14 protein-coding genes are annotated in these 15034 nt (G+C 60.9%); 12 read left to right on the plus strand and 2 right to left on the minus strand.

Features of this window, described 5'->3' with window-relative positions; all coding sequences use genetic code 11:
- Positions 1–58 precede the first annotated feature (58 nt).
- The 7 genes from barA (at position 59) to galE (ending at position 8846) form a co-directional block, all read left to right on the plus strand.
- Positions 59–2767 carry a two-component sensor histidine kinase BarA gene (gene barA / locus ACB034_RS10200; RefSeq protein ID WP_371172764.1) on the plus strand — a complete coding sequence of 903 codons (2709 nt, stop codon included), beginning with the start codon at positions 59–61 and terminating at the stop codon, positions 2765–2767.
- Between the two features lie 87 nt (positions 2768–2854).
- Positions 2855–3334, plus strand: a complete 480-nt coding sequence (locus tag ACB034_RS10205) for a DUF1456 family protein (RefSeq protein WP_124240719.1) — start codon at positions 2855–2857, stop codon at positions 3332–3334.
- A 16-nt stretch (positions 3335–3350) separates the two neighbouring features.
- Positions 3351–4217, plus strand: coding sequence for an N-acetylmuramoyl-L-alanine amidase (locus ACB034_RS10210; RefSeq protein ID WP_371172765.1), 867 nt, complete (start codon positions 3351–3353; stop codon positions 4215–4217).
- A gap of 123 nt (positions 4218–4340) precedes the next feature.
- On the plus strand, positions 4341–4808 hold the full coding sequence (locus tag ACB034_RS10215; RefSeq protein ID WP_026456176.1) for a Dps family protein: 468 nt from the start codon (positions 4341–4343) through the stop codon (positions 4806–4808).
- Between the two features lie 207 nt (positions 4809–5015).
- A complete protein-coding gene (gene hcp, locus ACB034_RS10220) occupies positions 5016–6665 on the plus strand; it encodes a hydroxylamine reductase (RefSeq protein ID WP_371172766.1) in 1650 nt (549 codons plus the stop codon).
- 88 nt (positions 6666–6753) lie between these two features.
- Positions 6754–7749: a 2Fe-2S iron-sulfur cluster-binding protein gene (locus ACB034_RS10225; RefSeq protein WP_371172767.1), complete on the plus strand. Its 996-nt coding sequence runs from the start codon at positions 6754–6756 to the stop codon at positions 7747–7749.
- 83 nt (positions 7750–7832) lie between these two features.
- Complete coding sequence (galE, locus tag ACB034_RS10230; RefSeq protein ID WP_268855456.1) at positions 7833–8846, plus strand: UDP-glucose 4-epimerase GalE; 1014 nt, start codon at positions 7833–7835, stop codon at positions 8844–8846.
- 66 nt (positions 8847–8912) lie between these two features.
- On the opposite strand, the gene ACB034_RS10235 is transcribed toward galE, so the two are convergent.
- Complete coding sequence (locus ACB034_RS10235; protein ID WP_201941605.1) at positions 8913–9614, minus strand: phosphatase PAP2 family protein; 702 nt, start codon at positions 9612–9614, stop codon at positions 8913–8915.
- 200 nt (positions 9615–9814) lie between these two features.
- On the opposite strand from ACB034_RS10235, the gene mpl reads away from it, so the two are divergent.
- A complete protein-coding gene (gene mpl / locus ACB034_RS10240) occupies positions 9815–11197 on the plus strand; it encodes a UDP-N-acetylmuramate:L-alanyl-gamma-D-glutamyl-meso-diaminopimelate ligase (protein ID WP_371172768.1) in 1383 nt (460 codons plus the stop codon).
- Positions 11194–11799: a flavin prenyltransferase UbiX gene (locus ACB034_RS10245; RefSeq protein WP_371172769.1), complete on the plus strand. Its 606-nt coding sequence runs from the start codon at positions 11194–11196 to the stop codon at positions 11797–11799. The genes mpl and ACB034_RS10245 overlap by 4 nt, the downstream gene beginning before the upstream one ends.
- Before the next feature lie 78 nt (positions 11800–11877).
- Here the strand turns inward: ACB034_RS10245 and ACB034_RS10250 are convergent, their stop codons facing one another.
- Entirely contained in the window at positions 11878–12492 is a 615-nt protein-coding gene (locus ACB034_RS10250; protein ID WP_026456182.1) for a TetR/AcrR family transcriptional regulator, read from the minus strand.
- Between the two features lie 201 nt (positions 12493–12693).
- On the opposite strand from ACB034_RS10250, the gene hpt reads away from it, so the two are divergent.
- The 3 genes from hpt to ACB034_RS10265 all read left to right on the plus strand — a co-directional run bounded on the left by hpt (position 12694) and on the right by ACB034_RS10265 (position 15025).
- The gene (gene hpt / locus ACB034_RS10255; RefSeq protein WP_026456183.1) at positions 12694–13224 is read left to right on the plus strand and encodes a hypoxanthine phosphoribosyltransferase; all 531 of its coding nucleotides are present in this window, start codon (positions 12694–12696) and stop codon (positions 13222–13224) included.
- A 113-nt stretch (positions 13225–13337) separates the two neighbouring features.
- Positions 13338–14255 (plus strand): ABC transporter ATP-binding protein, encoded by a 918-nt coding sequence (locus tag ACB034_RS10260; protein ID WP_042027009.1) that lies wholly within the window; start codon positions 13338–13340, stop codon positions 14253–14255.
- Positions 14252–15025 (plus strand): ABC transporter permease, encoded by a 774-nt coding sequence (locus tag ACB034_RS10265; RefSeq protein WP_026457884.1) that lies wholly within the window; start codon positions 14252–14254, stop codon positions 15023–15025. The genes ACB034_RS10260 and ACB034_RS10265 overlap by 4 nt, the downstream gene beginning before the upstream one ends.
- The last annotated feature ends 9 nt before the right edge of the window (positions 15026–15034 follow it).

Here is a 15034-nt window from a genome sequence, read left to right on the forward strand (position 1 = left end):
GAGCCCGTGCATTGCCGTTCACCCTATCGCCAACCCCGTTTACTGGTGGCCTGTTCGTATGACCAAATATGGCCTGAGAGCACGCGTTCTCGCCTTTACCATACTACCTACCCTGTTGATCGGCGGCCTGATGGCCGGTTACTTCACCTTCCACCGCTATCAGCAGCTGGAAAACAACCTGATCGATCAGGGCATCAACATCATCGAACCCCTCGCCATCGCCAGCGAATATGGCATGACCCAGCACAGCCGGGAGTCGCTCAAACGGCTGATAGGGCTGACCCATCGCAAGAATTCGCCGCTCATCAAGTCCATCGCCGTCTTCACCCAGGACAACCAGCTGTTCGTCACCTCCAACTACCACAGGGACTTTACCCGACTGCGGCTGCCCGACGGCCAGCCCATCCCGGAGCTGACCAGTGTCACCTTCCAGGGGGATGACATCATATTGCGCACCCCGATCCAGGCCGAAACCAGCCTGGACGGCTTCCCGCTGCCAAGCGATGTGGAGCCACCGATGATCGGTTATATCTCCATGCAGATAACGACAGATCGCGCCATGTTGCTTCACTATCGCGACACCTTCTTCGCCGTCATCATGGTGAGTATCGGGGTGGCCTTCAGCACCCTGTTTGGCTTCCGCCTGGTCAAGAGCGTGACCCAGCCCATCACCGACATGGTGCAGGCGGTGCACAAGATCAGGGAGGGGCGCCTCGACACCCGGGTCAACGGCCAGCTCACCGGCGAGCTGGACATGCTGAAAAACGGCATCAACGCCATGGCCAAGGCGCTCTCCGAATATCACGAGGAGATGCAGCAGAACATCGATCAGGCCACCTCGGACCTTCGTGAAACCCTGGAGCAGATCGAGATCCAGAACGTCGAGCTCGACATGGCCAAGAAGCGCGCCCAGGAGGCGGCCCGGGTCAAGTCCGAGTTCCTCGCCAACATGTCTCACGAGCTGCGCACCCCGCTCAACGGCGTCATCGGCTTTACCCGCCAGTTGCTGAAAACCAGTCTGACCCCGAGCCAGACCGACTACATGCAGACCATCGAAAAGTCGGCGCGCAACCTCCTCGGCATCATCAACGACATCCTCGACTTCTCGAAGCTCGAGGCAGGCAAGCTGCAGCTGGAGCATATCCCCTTCAGCCTGCGCGACACCCTCAACGAGACCATGCATCTGCTCGGCCCCAGCGCCCACGACAAGCAGCTGGAGCTCTCCCTGCGAGTGGATGCCGAGGTGCCGGACTACCTCACCGGCGACCCCATGCGCCTGCAGCAGGTACTGACCAATCTCGCCGGCAACGCCATCAAGTTTACCGAGCAGGGCAACGTGGATGTGCACATCCAGCAGATCGGCAGCAGCCATCACAAGGTGAGGCTCAACGTCCAGATCCGCGATACCGGCATCGGCATCTCGGAGGAGCAGCAGCGCCAGCTGTTCCAGGCCTTCAACCAGGCCGACTCCTCCATCTCCCGCCGTTATGGCGGCACCGGCCTCGGTCTCGTCATCACCCAGAAGCTGGTGCAGCAGATGGGCGGCCAGATCCGGTTCGAATCGGAACTCGGCAAAGGCTCGGTCTTCTCGTTCAGTCTGGATGTGGAGGTCTCCCCCCTGCCCCAGGCCGACTCTCTGCCGCTGGATCGCATCCGCGGCAAACGACTCTGGCTGCTGGAGCCGGATCCCTTTGCCCAGGCCTCCCTGCGCGCCCTGCTGGCCGAATGGCAGCTGGATGTCCAGCTGCTGGCACATGACGCCCCCTGGCCCGAGATGAGCAGCCAGGAGATGGTGATCATCGGTAGCAGCACCCTGCACACACCGCAGCAGGTGCTTACCCGCCTCGATGCCCTCGATGGGCGCCAGAACACCATAGTGCTGCTCAGCAGCCACGATCCGGCACTCTATGAGGCGATGCAGGCCCACGGAGCCCAGCACTGTCTTTCCAAACCGGTCAACCATCGCAAGCTGCTGCACGCCCTGCTCACTCCGGAGGCGAACCACCAGCTATTGCCGGCCCAGCCCAGCCCGCGCCAGTTGCAGCCGATCAAGGTGCTGGCGGTGGATGACAATGCCGCCAACCTCAAACTGATCGCCGCCATGCTTAAGGAGATGGTGAGCCAGGTGGTGGTGTGCAAGAACGGCAAGGAGGCAGTCAAACAGGCCCAAAGCCAGCCGTTTGACATCATCTTCATGGATATCCAGATGCCGATCATGGACGGCATCAGCGCAACCCAGGCGATCCGCAGCCAGTCCCTCAACACCACCACGCCGATCGTCGCGGTCACCGCCCATGCCATTCCAGGCGAGCGGGAGCGCCTGATCCGCCAGGGGATGGATGACTATCTGGCCAAGCCCATCGACGAGAGCATGCTGGCCCAGCTCATCGCCGACTTTGCCCATCGCCGCCACCAGAACTACGGTGATCAGCAGATAGACTGGTCGCTGGCGGTGCGCCAGGCTGCCGGCAAGGAAGCGCTGGCCAGGGAGATGCTGACCATGCTGCTGGCCAGCTTCGACGAGGTGGAACCTGTGCTGGAGTCTGCCCTGAACGGCGCCATCGAAGATAGCGAGGTGCTGGCCCAGATCCATCGTCTCAACGGTGGCTGTGCCTACTCCGGAGTGCCCGGTCTGCAGCGATTGCTCTCACAACTCGAACAACAGCTGCGCGACGGCGTGCCGGTCAGCGAACTGGAGCCCGAGCTGCTGGAGTTGCAGGATGCGCTGGCGCTGGTGCGCCAGGAGGCCCCCCGCTATTTGGCGTGAGCCCCAGAGTTTTGGCTGTAGAGCCCCGCTTTTTCTGACGCGGGGCACGCCAGATGGTACAGTTGCGCCGTTTTCACAGGAGTCAGCATGACCAATAATGATATTCTGCGCCGCCTGCGCTACGCCCTCAGCATCAGCAACGATCAGATGGTCGACATGTTTGCCAAGGGCAACCTGACCGTCACCCACGCCCAGTTGCACGGTTGGCTGTTGAAAGAAGCCGAAGAGGGAGAAGTGCAGGATCCGGCCTTTGCCGCCTGCCCCGATTCGGCCCTGAGCCAGTTCCTCGACGGTTTCATCGCCACCCGCCGCGGCGTGCGGGAAGATGCGCCGCCCCAGGTGATCCCGAACCGGATCAACAACAACCTGATCCTGCGCAAGCTGCGCATCGGCCTCAACTTCAAAGAGGAAGACATGCTGGGCACTCTCAAGCTGGCCAACTTCAACTTATCCAAGTCCGAGCTGAGCGCCCTATTCCGCGCCAAGGATCACAAGCACTACCAGGATTGCGGGGATCAGATCCTGCGCAACTTCCTCATCGGTCTGACCGCCAAGTATCGCGGCTAGGACCAGGATCTTTCCCATGCCGGTGCGCCTCTCCTCCCTCCCGTCCTACTTGTGGACACCCGGGAGATGGCGCCCGCTTCTGCTGCTCCCGCTTCTCCTGCTGGGCAGCTGCACTCCAACCGACTACCAGCTATCCACCCGTTACCAGAGCGCCAGCCAGAACGAGCGCATTGCCTTTCTGATCCTGCACTACACGGACGAGGACGATGACAACTCTCTGCGCCTGCTGACCGAACCCGAACACAAGGTGAGCGCCCACTATCTGGTCCCCCGCGACAGCGATGAGACACCGCTGCCCGTCTACCAGCTGGTGCCGGACAGCCAGCGCGCCTGGCATGCGGGGCTCAGCCGCTGGCGGCAATATGCCGGGCTCAATGCCAGCTCCCTCGGCATCGAGATCGTCAACCTGGGCTATCCCCGGGAAGAGGAGTCCCTGCCCCCCCATGAGCGGCGCTGGCAACTTTTCACCCAAACCCAGATCGCCGCCGTCGGCGCCCTGACCCGGGATCTTGTTGAACGCTACCAGATCCCGCCGACCCAGGTACTGGCTCACAGCGACGTGGCCCCGGAGCGCAAGCAGGATCCCGGTCCCCGCTTTCCCTGGCGCCAGCTCTATCTGGAATACGGGGTGGGAGCCTGGCCCGATGAAGAGCGGGTCACCGAGCTGCTTGCCGCCCCCTTGCCGCACTGGGACATCGCCACCTGGCAGCAACAACTGGCCCGTTACGGTTATGGCCTCCCTATCACCGGAGAGTGGGATGCCCAGAGCCGGGCCGTCATACGCGCCTTTCAACTCCACTTTCGCCCGGCCCGGGTCGATAGCGAACCCGATCCCGAGAGCCAGGCCATCCTGATGGCCCTGCTGGAAAAGTACGGCAGCTAACCCCGCCTGCCATTCGATAGCCATTCGCTATCAATCAGTTAGACACTAGCGATTATCCCTCCATTTTGTATGGCGGTACTCTAACCCCGTTCCGAAATACGTTTCCAAATCTGGAGGTGAAAGATGAAAAGCCCGATTGGTCTTGATAGCGTTCAATCACAAGCCCTGGCTGCAGAACTGAACAAGTTGCTGGCCAGCTACCAGATCCTTTACATGAACGTCCGTGGTTTCCACTGGAATATCCGCGGCAACCAGTTCTTCGAACTGCACCTGAAGTTCGAAGAGATCTACAACGACCTGTTGCTGAAGGTCGATGCCCTGGCCGAGCGCATCCTCACCCTGGATGGCGTGCCCATGCACAGCTTCAGCGACTATCTGAAGGTGTCGGCCATTGCCGAGCAAAAAGACATGCACGACGGCCGCGCCTGTGTCGAATCCCTGCTGGAGAGCTTTCGCGAATTGCTGATCGCCCAGCGCCGCATTCTGGGACAAGCCGCTGACGCCGGTGACGAGGGCACAGCCTCCATCCTCTCTGACTATGTGCAGCAGCAGGAAAAACTGGTCTGGATGTTGCGCGCCTACCTGGCCTGATCCGTTTTGTAACCCGTTGAGTTGTGAACCCTGAATAGTCTCTCCTGTTTATCCCCCCGCTTGCCGCCCCCCGATGGGCGGCTTTTTTGTTTTTGATCTGCATCAATGAAAAATGAATTGGCAAATTGAATGCCTATTAAGTTTTTTCCGAGAGGCATAGAATCGGCATAAAACAGACAATTGAAATGTCCAATTAGGAGAGGCATGATGTTTTGTGTGCAATGTGAACAGACAATTCGTACCCCCGCCGGCAACGGTTGCGCCTATGCCCAGGGCATGTGCGGCAAGACGGCCGAGACCTCGGATCTGCAGGATGTGCTGATCTATGCGCTGCAGGGGCTGAGCGCCTGGGCGCTGGCCGCCCGCGAGCACGGCATCATCGACAGCGAGATCGATGCTTTCGTACCCAAGGCCTTCTTCGCCACCCTCACCAACGTCAACTTCGACTCCGCCCGTATCGTTGCCTACGTCAACCAGACCCTGGACTATCGCCACCAGCTGGCCAACCGTCTGGCCGAACGCGCGGTGCAGGTTACCGGACTGCCTGCCGCAGCCAGCTTCGAGCCGGGTGCCGAGCTGCTGGAACAGCTGGCCCATGCACTGCAAACCGCGGTCAACCGTGGCAAGAGCGAAGTGAACGAAGACATCATGGGGCTGCGCCTGCTCTGCCTCTACGGCCTCAAGGGTGCCGCGGCCTACATGGAGCACGCCCGGGTGCTGGATCAGCAAGACAGCGAGGTGGCAGCCGAATTCCACCGCATCATGAGCTGGCTTAGCACGGATCCCAGCGATCTGGACCCCCTGTTCAAGTGCGCCATGGATATCGGCCTGCTCAACTTCAAAATCATGGAGATGCTGGATCGCGGCGAAACGACGGCATTTGGTCATCCGGAGCCGACCCGGGTGCGTGTCACCCCGGTGCCGGGCAAGTGCATTCTGGTCTCCGGCCATGACATGGTGGATCTCAAGCTCATTCTGGAGCAGACCAAGGACACCGGCATCAATGTCTACACCCATGGCGAGATGCTGCCAGCGTTGGCTTACCCCTTCTTCAAGCAGTACCCGCACCTGGTGGGCAACTACGGCTCCGCCTGGCAGAACCAGCAAAAAGAGTTCGCCAACTTCCCGGGCGCTGTGGTGATGACCTCCAACTGCATCATCGACCCGAATGTGGGCAACTATGCGGATCGCATCTTCACCCGCTCCATTGTCGGCTGGCCGGGCGTGACCCATCTGGAAGGGGAGGATTTCTCCGCCGTTATCGCGAAGGCGCAGGCGCTGGATGGCTTCAAGCATGAAGAGCTTGAGCACTTCATCACCATCGGCTTTGCCCGCAACGCCCTGATGCAGGCTGCTCCGGCCGTCATCGACAAGGTCAAGGCAGGGGAAATCAGCCACTTCTTCCTGGTGGGCGGTTGCGATGGCGATCGCGCCGAGCGCGCCTACTACACCGAGTTTGCCAAGGCGGTGCCGCAAGACAGCCTGTTGCTCACCCTGGGCTGCGGCAAGTACAAGTTCAACAAGCTCGATTTCGGTGACATCGGCGGCATTCCTCGCCTGCTGGACGTAGGCCAGTGCAACGACGCCTACTCCGCCATCCAGCTCGCCCTGGCGCTGGCCGATGCCTTCGAGTGCGGTGTCAACGATCTGCCGCTGACCCTGGTGCTCTCCTGGTTCGAGCAGAAAGCCATCGTCATCCTGCTCACCCTGCTGGCGCTCGGCGTGAAGGACATCCGCACCGGCCCGACGGCTCCGGCCTTCCTCACCCCGGCCCTGCTCAAGGTGCTGGAGGAGCAGTTCGGTCTCAAGGGTACCACCAGTGCCGAAGCGGATCTGGCCGAGATCCTGGCGGCCTGACAGCTCGTCATGTTGTAAGCGTTTGGCGAGCCGCCCGGCTCGCCTTTTTTGCTCATGCCTTTTACCAATAGAACCGAGGAGCCTTGCGATGACCTCCACCTCTCTCATCCTCACCTGCACCGCCCGCCACGCGGATACCCATGATGTGGTCAGCTGGCAGTTCGTTCCCTTCGAAGGCTCTCTGCCCCCCGTGCTGGCCGGCCAGTGTGTGACCCTGCACACCCTCATCGACGGCCAGCCCCACTGCCGTGCCTATACCCTATCCTCCAGCCCGCAGGATCCTTTCTGGCAAGTCACCATCAAGGATGTGGGGCTGGTCTCCCACCATCTGCACCAGACGCTGCAAGTGGGGGACGAGATCCGGGTGGATGGCCCCTTAGGCGATTTCAACCTGAGCGCACTGCCGTGCGAGCGGCCGCTGCTTTTGAGCGCCGGCTCTGGCATCACCCCCATGTGGGCCATGCTGCGGGACGAGCTGACCAAGCGACCGGACGCCGATATCCGCTTTATTCACAGTGCCCGCTCACCGGAAGATGTCATCTTCGGTCGTGAACTGAACGCCCTGGTCGAGGCTCACGAAGGCCTGCGTCATGCGCTGGTACTGGAACAGGCCCCGGCCGATCACCCCTGGGCTGGGCGCCTCACCCCCGCCATGCTCAAAGAGCTGGCGCCGGACTTGCTCGGCCGCCACGTCTACCTGTGCGGGCCAGCCCCCTATATGGAGGCGGTCAGCACCATGCTGGCAGAGCTCGGGCTGCCCGCCGAGCAACTGCATCAGGAGTCTTTCGGATTGCCGCCCGCCGAGTCTGCCCCCGCCACCAGCGACCACTTCTGGCTGACCCTGAAAAAGAGTGGCAAGAAGGTGAAGATACTGCCGGGCCAGACCCTGCTCGCAGCGCTGGAAGGGGCGGGTGAAACCATGATGGCTGCCTGCCGCGCCGGCGTGTGCGGGGCTTGCCGCTGCACCACCACGGGGGAGATCGAACGCCAGAGCATCATGACCCTGAGCCCCCAGGATCTCGAAAGCGGGGTCGCCCTGGCCTGCTCCTGCACCGCCAGGGGGGATGTCAGCGTCGACTATTGATGGAGTCATTGGTACCTCATGCTTTTCCCGCTGAGGCTGGGCGGGTAAACTTCCCCCAGTTTCATCAGAACACGGGATAGACAATGACAATTCTGGTCACAGGGGGCGCCGGCTATATTGGCTCCCACACCCTGGTCGAGCTGCTTAGCGCCGGACAGCAGGTAGTGGTGCTCGACAACCTCTCCAACTCTTCCCCCGAGTCCCTCAAGCGGGTCGAACGGATCACCGGCAAGACGGTCACTTTCGTCGAGGGGGATATCCTCGACCGAACCTGCCTGCAGCGCCTGTTCGCCGACTACGAGATCGAGTCGGTGATCCACTTCGCCGGCCTCAAGGCGGTCGGGGAGTCGAGCCAGATCCCGCTCACCTACTACCAGAACAACATCAGCGGCACCCTGGTGCTGTGCGAGGAGATGGCCAGGGCGGGAGTATTCCGCCTGGTGTTCAGTTCGTCGGCTACCGTCTATGGCGACCCGGCGTCTGTACCGCTGCGGGAAGATTTCCCCACCAGCGCCACCAACCCCTATGGCCGCTCCAAACTGATGGTGGAGGAGATACTGCGGGATCTCGCCAAATCCGATCCCCGCTGGGCCATCGTGCTGCTGCGCTACTTCAACCCGGTCGGCGCCCACGAGAGCGGCCTCATCGGTGAAGATCCCAACGGTATCCCCAACAACCTGCTGCCCTATATCAGCCAGGTGGGTGTCGGCAAGCTCAAGGAGCTGGGGGTGTTTGGCAACGACTACCCCACCCCGGATGGCACAGGGGTGCGCGACTACATTCATGTGGTGGACCTTGCCATCGGCCACCTCAAGGCACTGGCACGCATCGCCAGCGACACCGGCGTCTTCACCTATAACCTCGGCACCGGCCAGGGTTATTCGGTGCTGGAGATGGTCAAGGCGTTCGAGGCGGCCAGCGGGCGCACTATTCCCTACCAGATCAAACCGCGCCGCCCGGGCGACATCGCCGAGTGCTGGGCCGAGCCGCACAAGGCGCGCGAGGAGCTGGGCTGGCAGGCCGAGCGGGGGCTGGAGCAGATGATGATCGATACCTGGCGCTGGCAAAGCAACAACCCGAACGGCTACCAGGCCTGATGGCATTCAAGCCCGGATAAAAAAACGCCCCGACGCAGTGTCAGGGCATTTTTTTGCATGGTGCCATCAGCAGGCCTGGCTGCGCAGCAGCGGCAGGCGCGCCATATAAGGAACCATTCGCGCAATGAGGCGATCCGAAAGCGGCGTCAGCAGCAGCCAGGGCAGACAGAGGGTAGCCAGCCCCAGGGCGCCGACATAGACATCGGTAAACCAGTGGGCCCCGGAGAAGATCCGTGGCGCAGAGAAGAGCGGCACCATCAGCACGGCGCAGACCCCCGCCCAGCGGGGCAGGTAGCGCAGGGCAAAGCCGGCGAAGATCATCAGGAAGAGGGCGTGATCCCCCGGGAAGCTGTCACCGGAAGAGTCCTTGGTTGGAATGGCACTGATGTGGGTGACGCGCAACGCATCGCTGACCGTCAGGGTCGGGCTGGGGCGCTCTACCGGCAACTGGTGGCCGATCTGGTTGACGACCAGCGCGGTGAGCAGCATCAAGAGTCCCATCGCCACCAGCTGGCGACGCCCTTCCAGATCGCGAGAGACGAAACAACGCGTCAGGATCAGTCCCATGCAGGCCAGCACCACCAGATCGAACAGCCGGTTGTTGATGATCGCCACCAGATCGGCCCAGCGTGCCGATTCCCCCAGCCAGCCATTCACCCCATGGAAAATCGCGAGATCCCAGCCATCCCAGGGACCGTGTGCGGGCAAGACGGCCCAACTGATGGCCACCAGGCCACCGACCAGATAACAAAGCAGGAACTTGCCCATGAAGAGTCTCCTTCGGAAAAGGGCGATATCCTAGATCTGTTATCGCCATCACAAAACCCGGGAATTGTAAGAAAGTACGTCATGAAAGCAAGTCTCAAATAAAGCCACATGACTTATTCCGGTCCGGCCACCCCTTGGGTCTGCCAAATTGCTGCCATCTTGCTAGAATGCGCACTCCCTTTAATGGAAAAGGAAGCGGTATGCACATTCACATCCTCGGGATCTGCGGCACCTTCATGGGTGGTCTGGCGGTGTTGGCAAAACAGCTTGGTTACCGGGTGACCGGCTCCGATGCCAACGTCTATCCCCCCATGAGCACCCAGCTCGAGCAGCAGGGCATCGAGCTGACCGAAGGTTATGATCCCTCCCAGCTCGATCCGGCGCCGGATCTGGTGGTGATCGGCAACGCCATGAGCCGTGGCAACCCCTGCGTGGAGTATGTGCTGGATCGCAATCTGCCCTATATCTCCGGCCCCCAGTGGCTGCTGGAGCATGTGCTGAAAGATCGCTGGGTACTGGCGGTAGCGGGTACCCATGGCAAGACCACCACCGCCAGCATGCTGGCCTGGGTACTGGAGTACGCCAAGCTCGAACCCGGTTTTCTCATCGGCGGCGTACCGGGCAACTTCCCGGTCTCCGCCCGCCTGGGCTCTGCGCCCTTCTTCGTTATCGAAGCGGACGAGTACGACTGCGCCTTCTTCGACAAGCGCTCCAAGTTCATTCACTACCATCCACGCACCCTGGTGATGAACAACCTGGAGTTCGATCATGCAGACATCTTCCCGGATCTCGCCGCCATCCAGCGCCAGTTCCATCACCTGATGCGTACCGTGCCGAGCAACGGCCGGGTACTGTTCCCGCAGGCAGATGACAACCTCACCGCCGTGCGCAAGATGGGCTGCTGGAGCGAAGTGGAGCTGGTGGGTCAGGACGATGCCAAGTGGAAAGCGGTCAAGCTGGCCGACGACGGCTCCGCCTTCGAGGTGTGGCTGGATGGCGAGAAGCAGGGCGAGGTGCACTGGGAATGCATCGGCGAGCACAACGTCAACAACGGCCTGATGGCCATCGCCGCCGCTCGCCATGCCGGTGTCATGGTGGAACACGGCATCGCGGCCCTGTGCCAGTTCAAGTCCCCCAAGCGGCGGATGGAGCTCAAGGGTGAGGTGGCGGGCATCAGCGTCTACGACGACTTCGCCCATCACCCCACCGCTATCGAGACCACCCTCGGCGGCCTTCGCGCCAGGGTTGATCACATCGGAGGCCAGGCCCGCATCCTGGCCGTGCTGGAGCCGCGCTCCAACACCATGAAGCTGGGAGTGCACAAGGAGGAGCTGGCTGGCTGCTTCGACGGTGCCGACGAGGTGTTCTTCTTCCAGCCTCCCAACATCGGCTGGGATCTGGGTGAGGTGACCGCCCACATGACCCGCCCGGCCAAGGTATTCAACGATCTGGAGACCCTGGTCAATCGGCTGGTGGCCGAGTGCCGCGACGGCGACCATATTCTGATCATGAGCAACGGCGGCTTCGGCGGCATCCATGACAAGCTGCTTGCCCGCCTCAAGGACTACCACGGTCAACTATGAACAAAGCGATCACCCTGGCGCTGACCGGCGCCTCCGGTGCCCCCTACGCCCTGCGCCTGCTCCAGAGTCTGGTGCAGGCGGACTATCGGGTCTACCTGCTCGCCTCCTCGGCAGCCCGGGTGGTGCTCAAGACCGAGCAGCAACAGGATTGGCCTGGCTCGCCCAGAGAGCTCTCCGCCTACCTCTGCCGCCAGTATGGTGCCAAGGAGGGGCAGATCGTCGCCTGCGGCAAGGAGGAGTGGTTCTCGCCGGTGGCCTCCGGCTCGGCGGCACCCAAACAGATGGTGGTTTGCCCCTGCTCCATGGGTACAGTCTCCGCCATTGCCAACGGCGCCTCCGACAACCTGCTGGAGCGCGCGGCGGATGTGGTGATCAAGGAGCGCGGCCAGCTCATCCTGGTGCCTCGCGAGAGCCCCTTCTCCGCCATCCATCTGGAGAACATGCTCAAGCTCGCCCGTCTTGGCGTGACCATCATGCCGGCGGCGCCCGGCTTCTATCACGAGCCCAAAAGCATCGAGGATCTGGTGGACTTCATGGTGGCGCGGATCCTTGACCATCTGGGCATAGAACACGAGCTGACCCGCCGCTGGGGTTATGGCTAAGCCTGATCCGTCAGGACAAAAGTACGGCATAAAAAACGGCGCCACTCATCGAGTGGCGCCGTTTTTGTCAAAACCGTATCAGCTGGCCTGGATAGGAGCGGTCACGTACTTGAACAGGAAGTCCGTCACCTCTTCACGGGCGGGGCGCTGGGGCTGGTTGATCATCTGCATCATCACGTAGCCACAACCACTCAGGGAGCGGGCCAGATCCTGCGCCGACAGCACGCTGGTGATCTCCCCTGCATCCATGGCGGACTGCAGCTCGCTGGCGATCAGGTCGAGACACTGATCGAGCAGACGGGTATAGCGAGGCCATACCTCTTCCCGTACCGATGAACTCCACTCCAGCCAGATGCTGGCGTAATCCGGCTTATCAAAAGCGGCATCGACACACAGGGTCACATGGCGTTTGATCTTGTCCAGGATTGCGTCATTGCCCGAGTATGCCTGTGACAGCATCTGGGTCATGAAGCGTTCGATCTCGGCCAGCACCTCATCAACCAACTCCTCACGGGTGTTGAAATAGTTGAATACGGTAGCAACCGATACCTTGGCTTCTTCGGCAATTTCGGCGTGGCCAGCACGACCGATGCCTCGGCGGGAGAATACTTCGATGGCACATTCCATCAATTGAGTTCGACGGGCTTCCGGCGACAGCCGGGTACGACGTCTTATTTCTGCGCGTGGTTCCATAGTTTTTATCATCTAATAGTTATTGATTATGGTGTTTATAGTATTTTAACTGATCATGCCTGAGTGCCTGCTAACTCTATCAATTAAAATAAGCTGATAAAAGCACCATCTATCGCTAGCGCCTCCCGAAACGAGTGGTAGAATCATCGGTTTTGACGTTAATGAACGGCCAAATTCCCCTTGGCCATATTGGAGTAAGTGATGAAACACACTGTCGAGGTGATGATCTCCGAGGCCGAAGTCGCCGCCCGGATCGCCAAATTGGGTGAAGAGATCACCGCCCGTTATCAGGGCTCTGATGAAGTGGTGATGATCGGCCTGCTGCGCGGCTCCTGCGTATTCCTGGCAGACCTCAGCCGTCAGTGCCAACTGCCCATCACCCTGGATTTTATGACCGCCTCCAGCTATGGCTCCGGTATGCACAGCACCCGTGACGTGCGCATCCTCAAAGATCTGGATGACGACATCAAGGGCAAGGATGTGGTGATTGTGGAAGACATCATCGACACCGGTTACACCCTCAACAAGGTGCGGGAGATCCTCTCCCTGCGCGAGCCAAAATCCCTGGCCATCTGCACCCTGCTGGACAAGCCGTCCCGCCGCGAAGTGCAGGTACCGGTTGACTGGATTGGCTTCGCCATCCCGGATGAATTCGTGGTGGGCTGTGGCATCGACTACGCCCAGAAGTACCGCAATCTGCCGTTCATCGGCAAAGTGGTACCCCAGGAGTAAGCCAGGCTCAGTCATATCTGGATGAAGTTGCCCTGCGCCGCTTCATCATCTGCACAGGCGGCCTCGGCCGCCTTTTCTGTATCGAGATGGCATCTGTCATCACAGAGGTTGCAATGAACGCACTGGAAATAAGCGGCCTGAAAAAGACCTATCAGGGGGGCGTCGAAGCCCTGAAAGGCATTGATCTCACTGTCCAGCAGGGAGATTTCTTCGCCCTGCTCGGACCCAACGGCGCGGGCAAGTCCACCACCATAGGGGTCATCAGCTCGCTGGTGAACAAGACCCAGGGCAAGGTGAAGGTGTTCGGCTACGACATCGACACCGAACTGGAACAGGCCAAGGCCCAGCTCGGCCTGGTGCCCCAGGAGTTCAACTTCAGCCAGTTCGAGAAGGTGATCCAGATTGTCACCCATCAGGCCGGCTTCTATGGCGTGCCCAAGGCCGAGGCCAAAATCCGCGCCGAGAAGTATCTGCGCCAGCTCGATCTGTGGGACAAGCGCGACATGCCGGCCCGCACCCTCTCCGGTGGCATGAAGCGCCGCCTGATGATCGCTCGCGCCCTGATGCACGAGCCCAAGCTGCTGATCCTGGACGAACCGACCGCCGGGGTGGATATCGAGATCCGCCGTTCCATGTGGACCTTCCTCAAGGAGCTCAACGCGCAGGGGGTCACCATCATACTCACCACCCACTATCTGGAAGAGGCGGAGATGTTGTGCCGCAACATCGGCATCATCGACAAGGGGCGGCTTATCGAGCACACCAGCATGAAGAAGCTGCTGGCCAAGCTGGGCCGCGAGACCTTCATGCTGGATCTGGCGCCGGGCTCCGCCGTGCCGAACCTGCCCCAGTTCAATGGCCGGATGCAGGACGAGCGCACCCTGGAAGTGGATCTGGACAAGAGCCAGTCTCTCAACAGCCTGTTCGAGCAGCTGTCGAGCCAGCAAGTGCAGGTGCTGAGCATGCGCAACAAGGCCAACCGGCTGGAAGAGCTGTTCGTCAGCCTGGTCGAAGAGGGGAGAAAAGCATGAATCTGACCACCTATTACATCGCCTTCAAGAGCATTCTGGCCAAGGAAATCAGCCGCTTCACCCGGATCTGGATCCAGACCCTGGTGCCGCCCGCCATCACCATGAGCCTCTACTTCGTCATCTTCGGCAACCTCATCGGTTCACGCATCGGTGACATGGGGGGCTTTAGCTACATGGAGTTCATCGTGCCCGGCCTCATCATGATGTCGGTCATCACCAACTCCTACTCCAACGTCGCCTCCTCCTTCTTCAGCGCCAAGTTCCAGCGTAACGTGGAGGAGCTGCTGGTAGCCCCTGTGCCCAACTACGTCATCATCGCAGGCTATGTAGGCGGTGGCGTGGCGCGCGGCCTCTGTGTCGGCCTCATCGTCACCCTGGTGTCGCTGTTCTTCGTGCCGCTGCAGATCCATCACCTGTTCAGCGTCTGCATCACGGTACTGCTGACCTCGATCCTGTTTTCCCTCGGCGGGCTCATCAACGCCGTGTTTGCCAAGACCTTCGACGACATCAGCATCATCCCCACCTTCGTGCTGACGCCGCTCACCTATCTGGGCGGGGTCTTCTACTCCATCACCCTGCTGCCCCCCTTCTGGCAAGGGGTCTCCCAGGTGAACCCGATTATCTACATGGTGAACGCGTTCCGTTACGGCTTCCTCGGTATCTCCGACGTGCCGCTCGGCACCGCCTATCTCATCATCATCGGCTTCATCGTGGCTCTCTACGGTCTGGCCTGGTGGCTCATCTCCCGCGGCACCGGGCTGCGCCACTAAGTAGTTAGC

It is taken from the genome of Aeromonas sp. S18(2024), assembly GCF_041402525.1.
In the GTDB taxonomy this organism is placed as follows: domain Bacteria; phylum Pseudomonadota; class Gammaproteobacteria; order Enterobacterales; family Aeromonadaceae; genus Aeromonas; species Aeromonas enteropelogenes.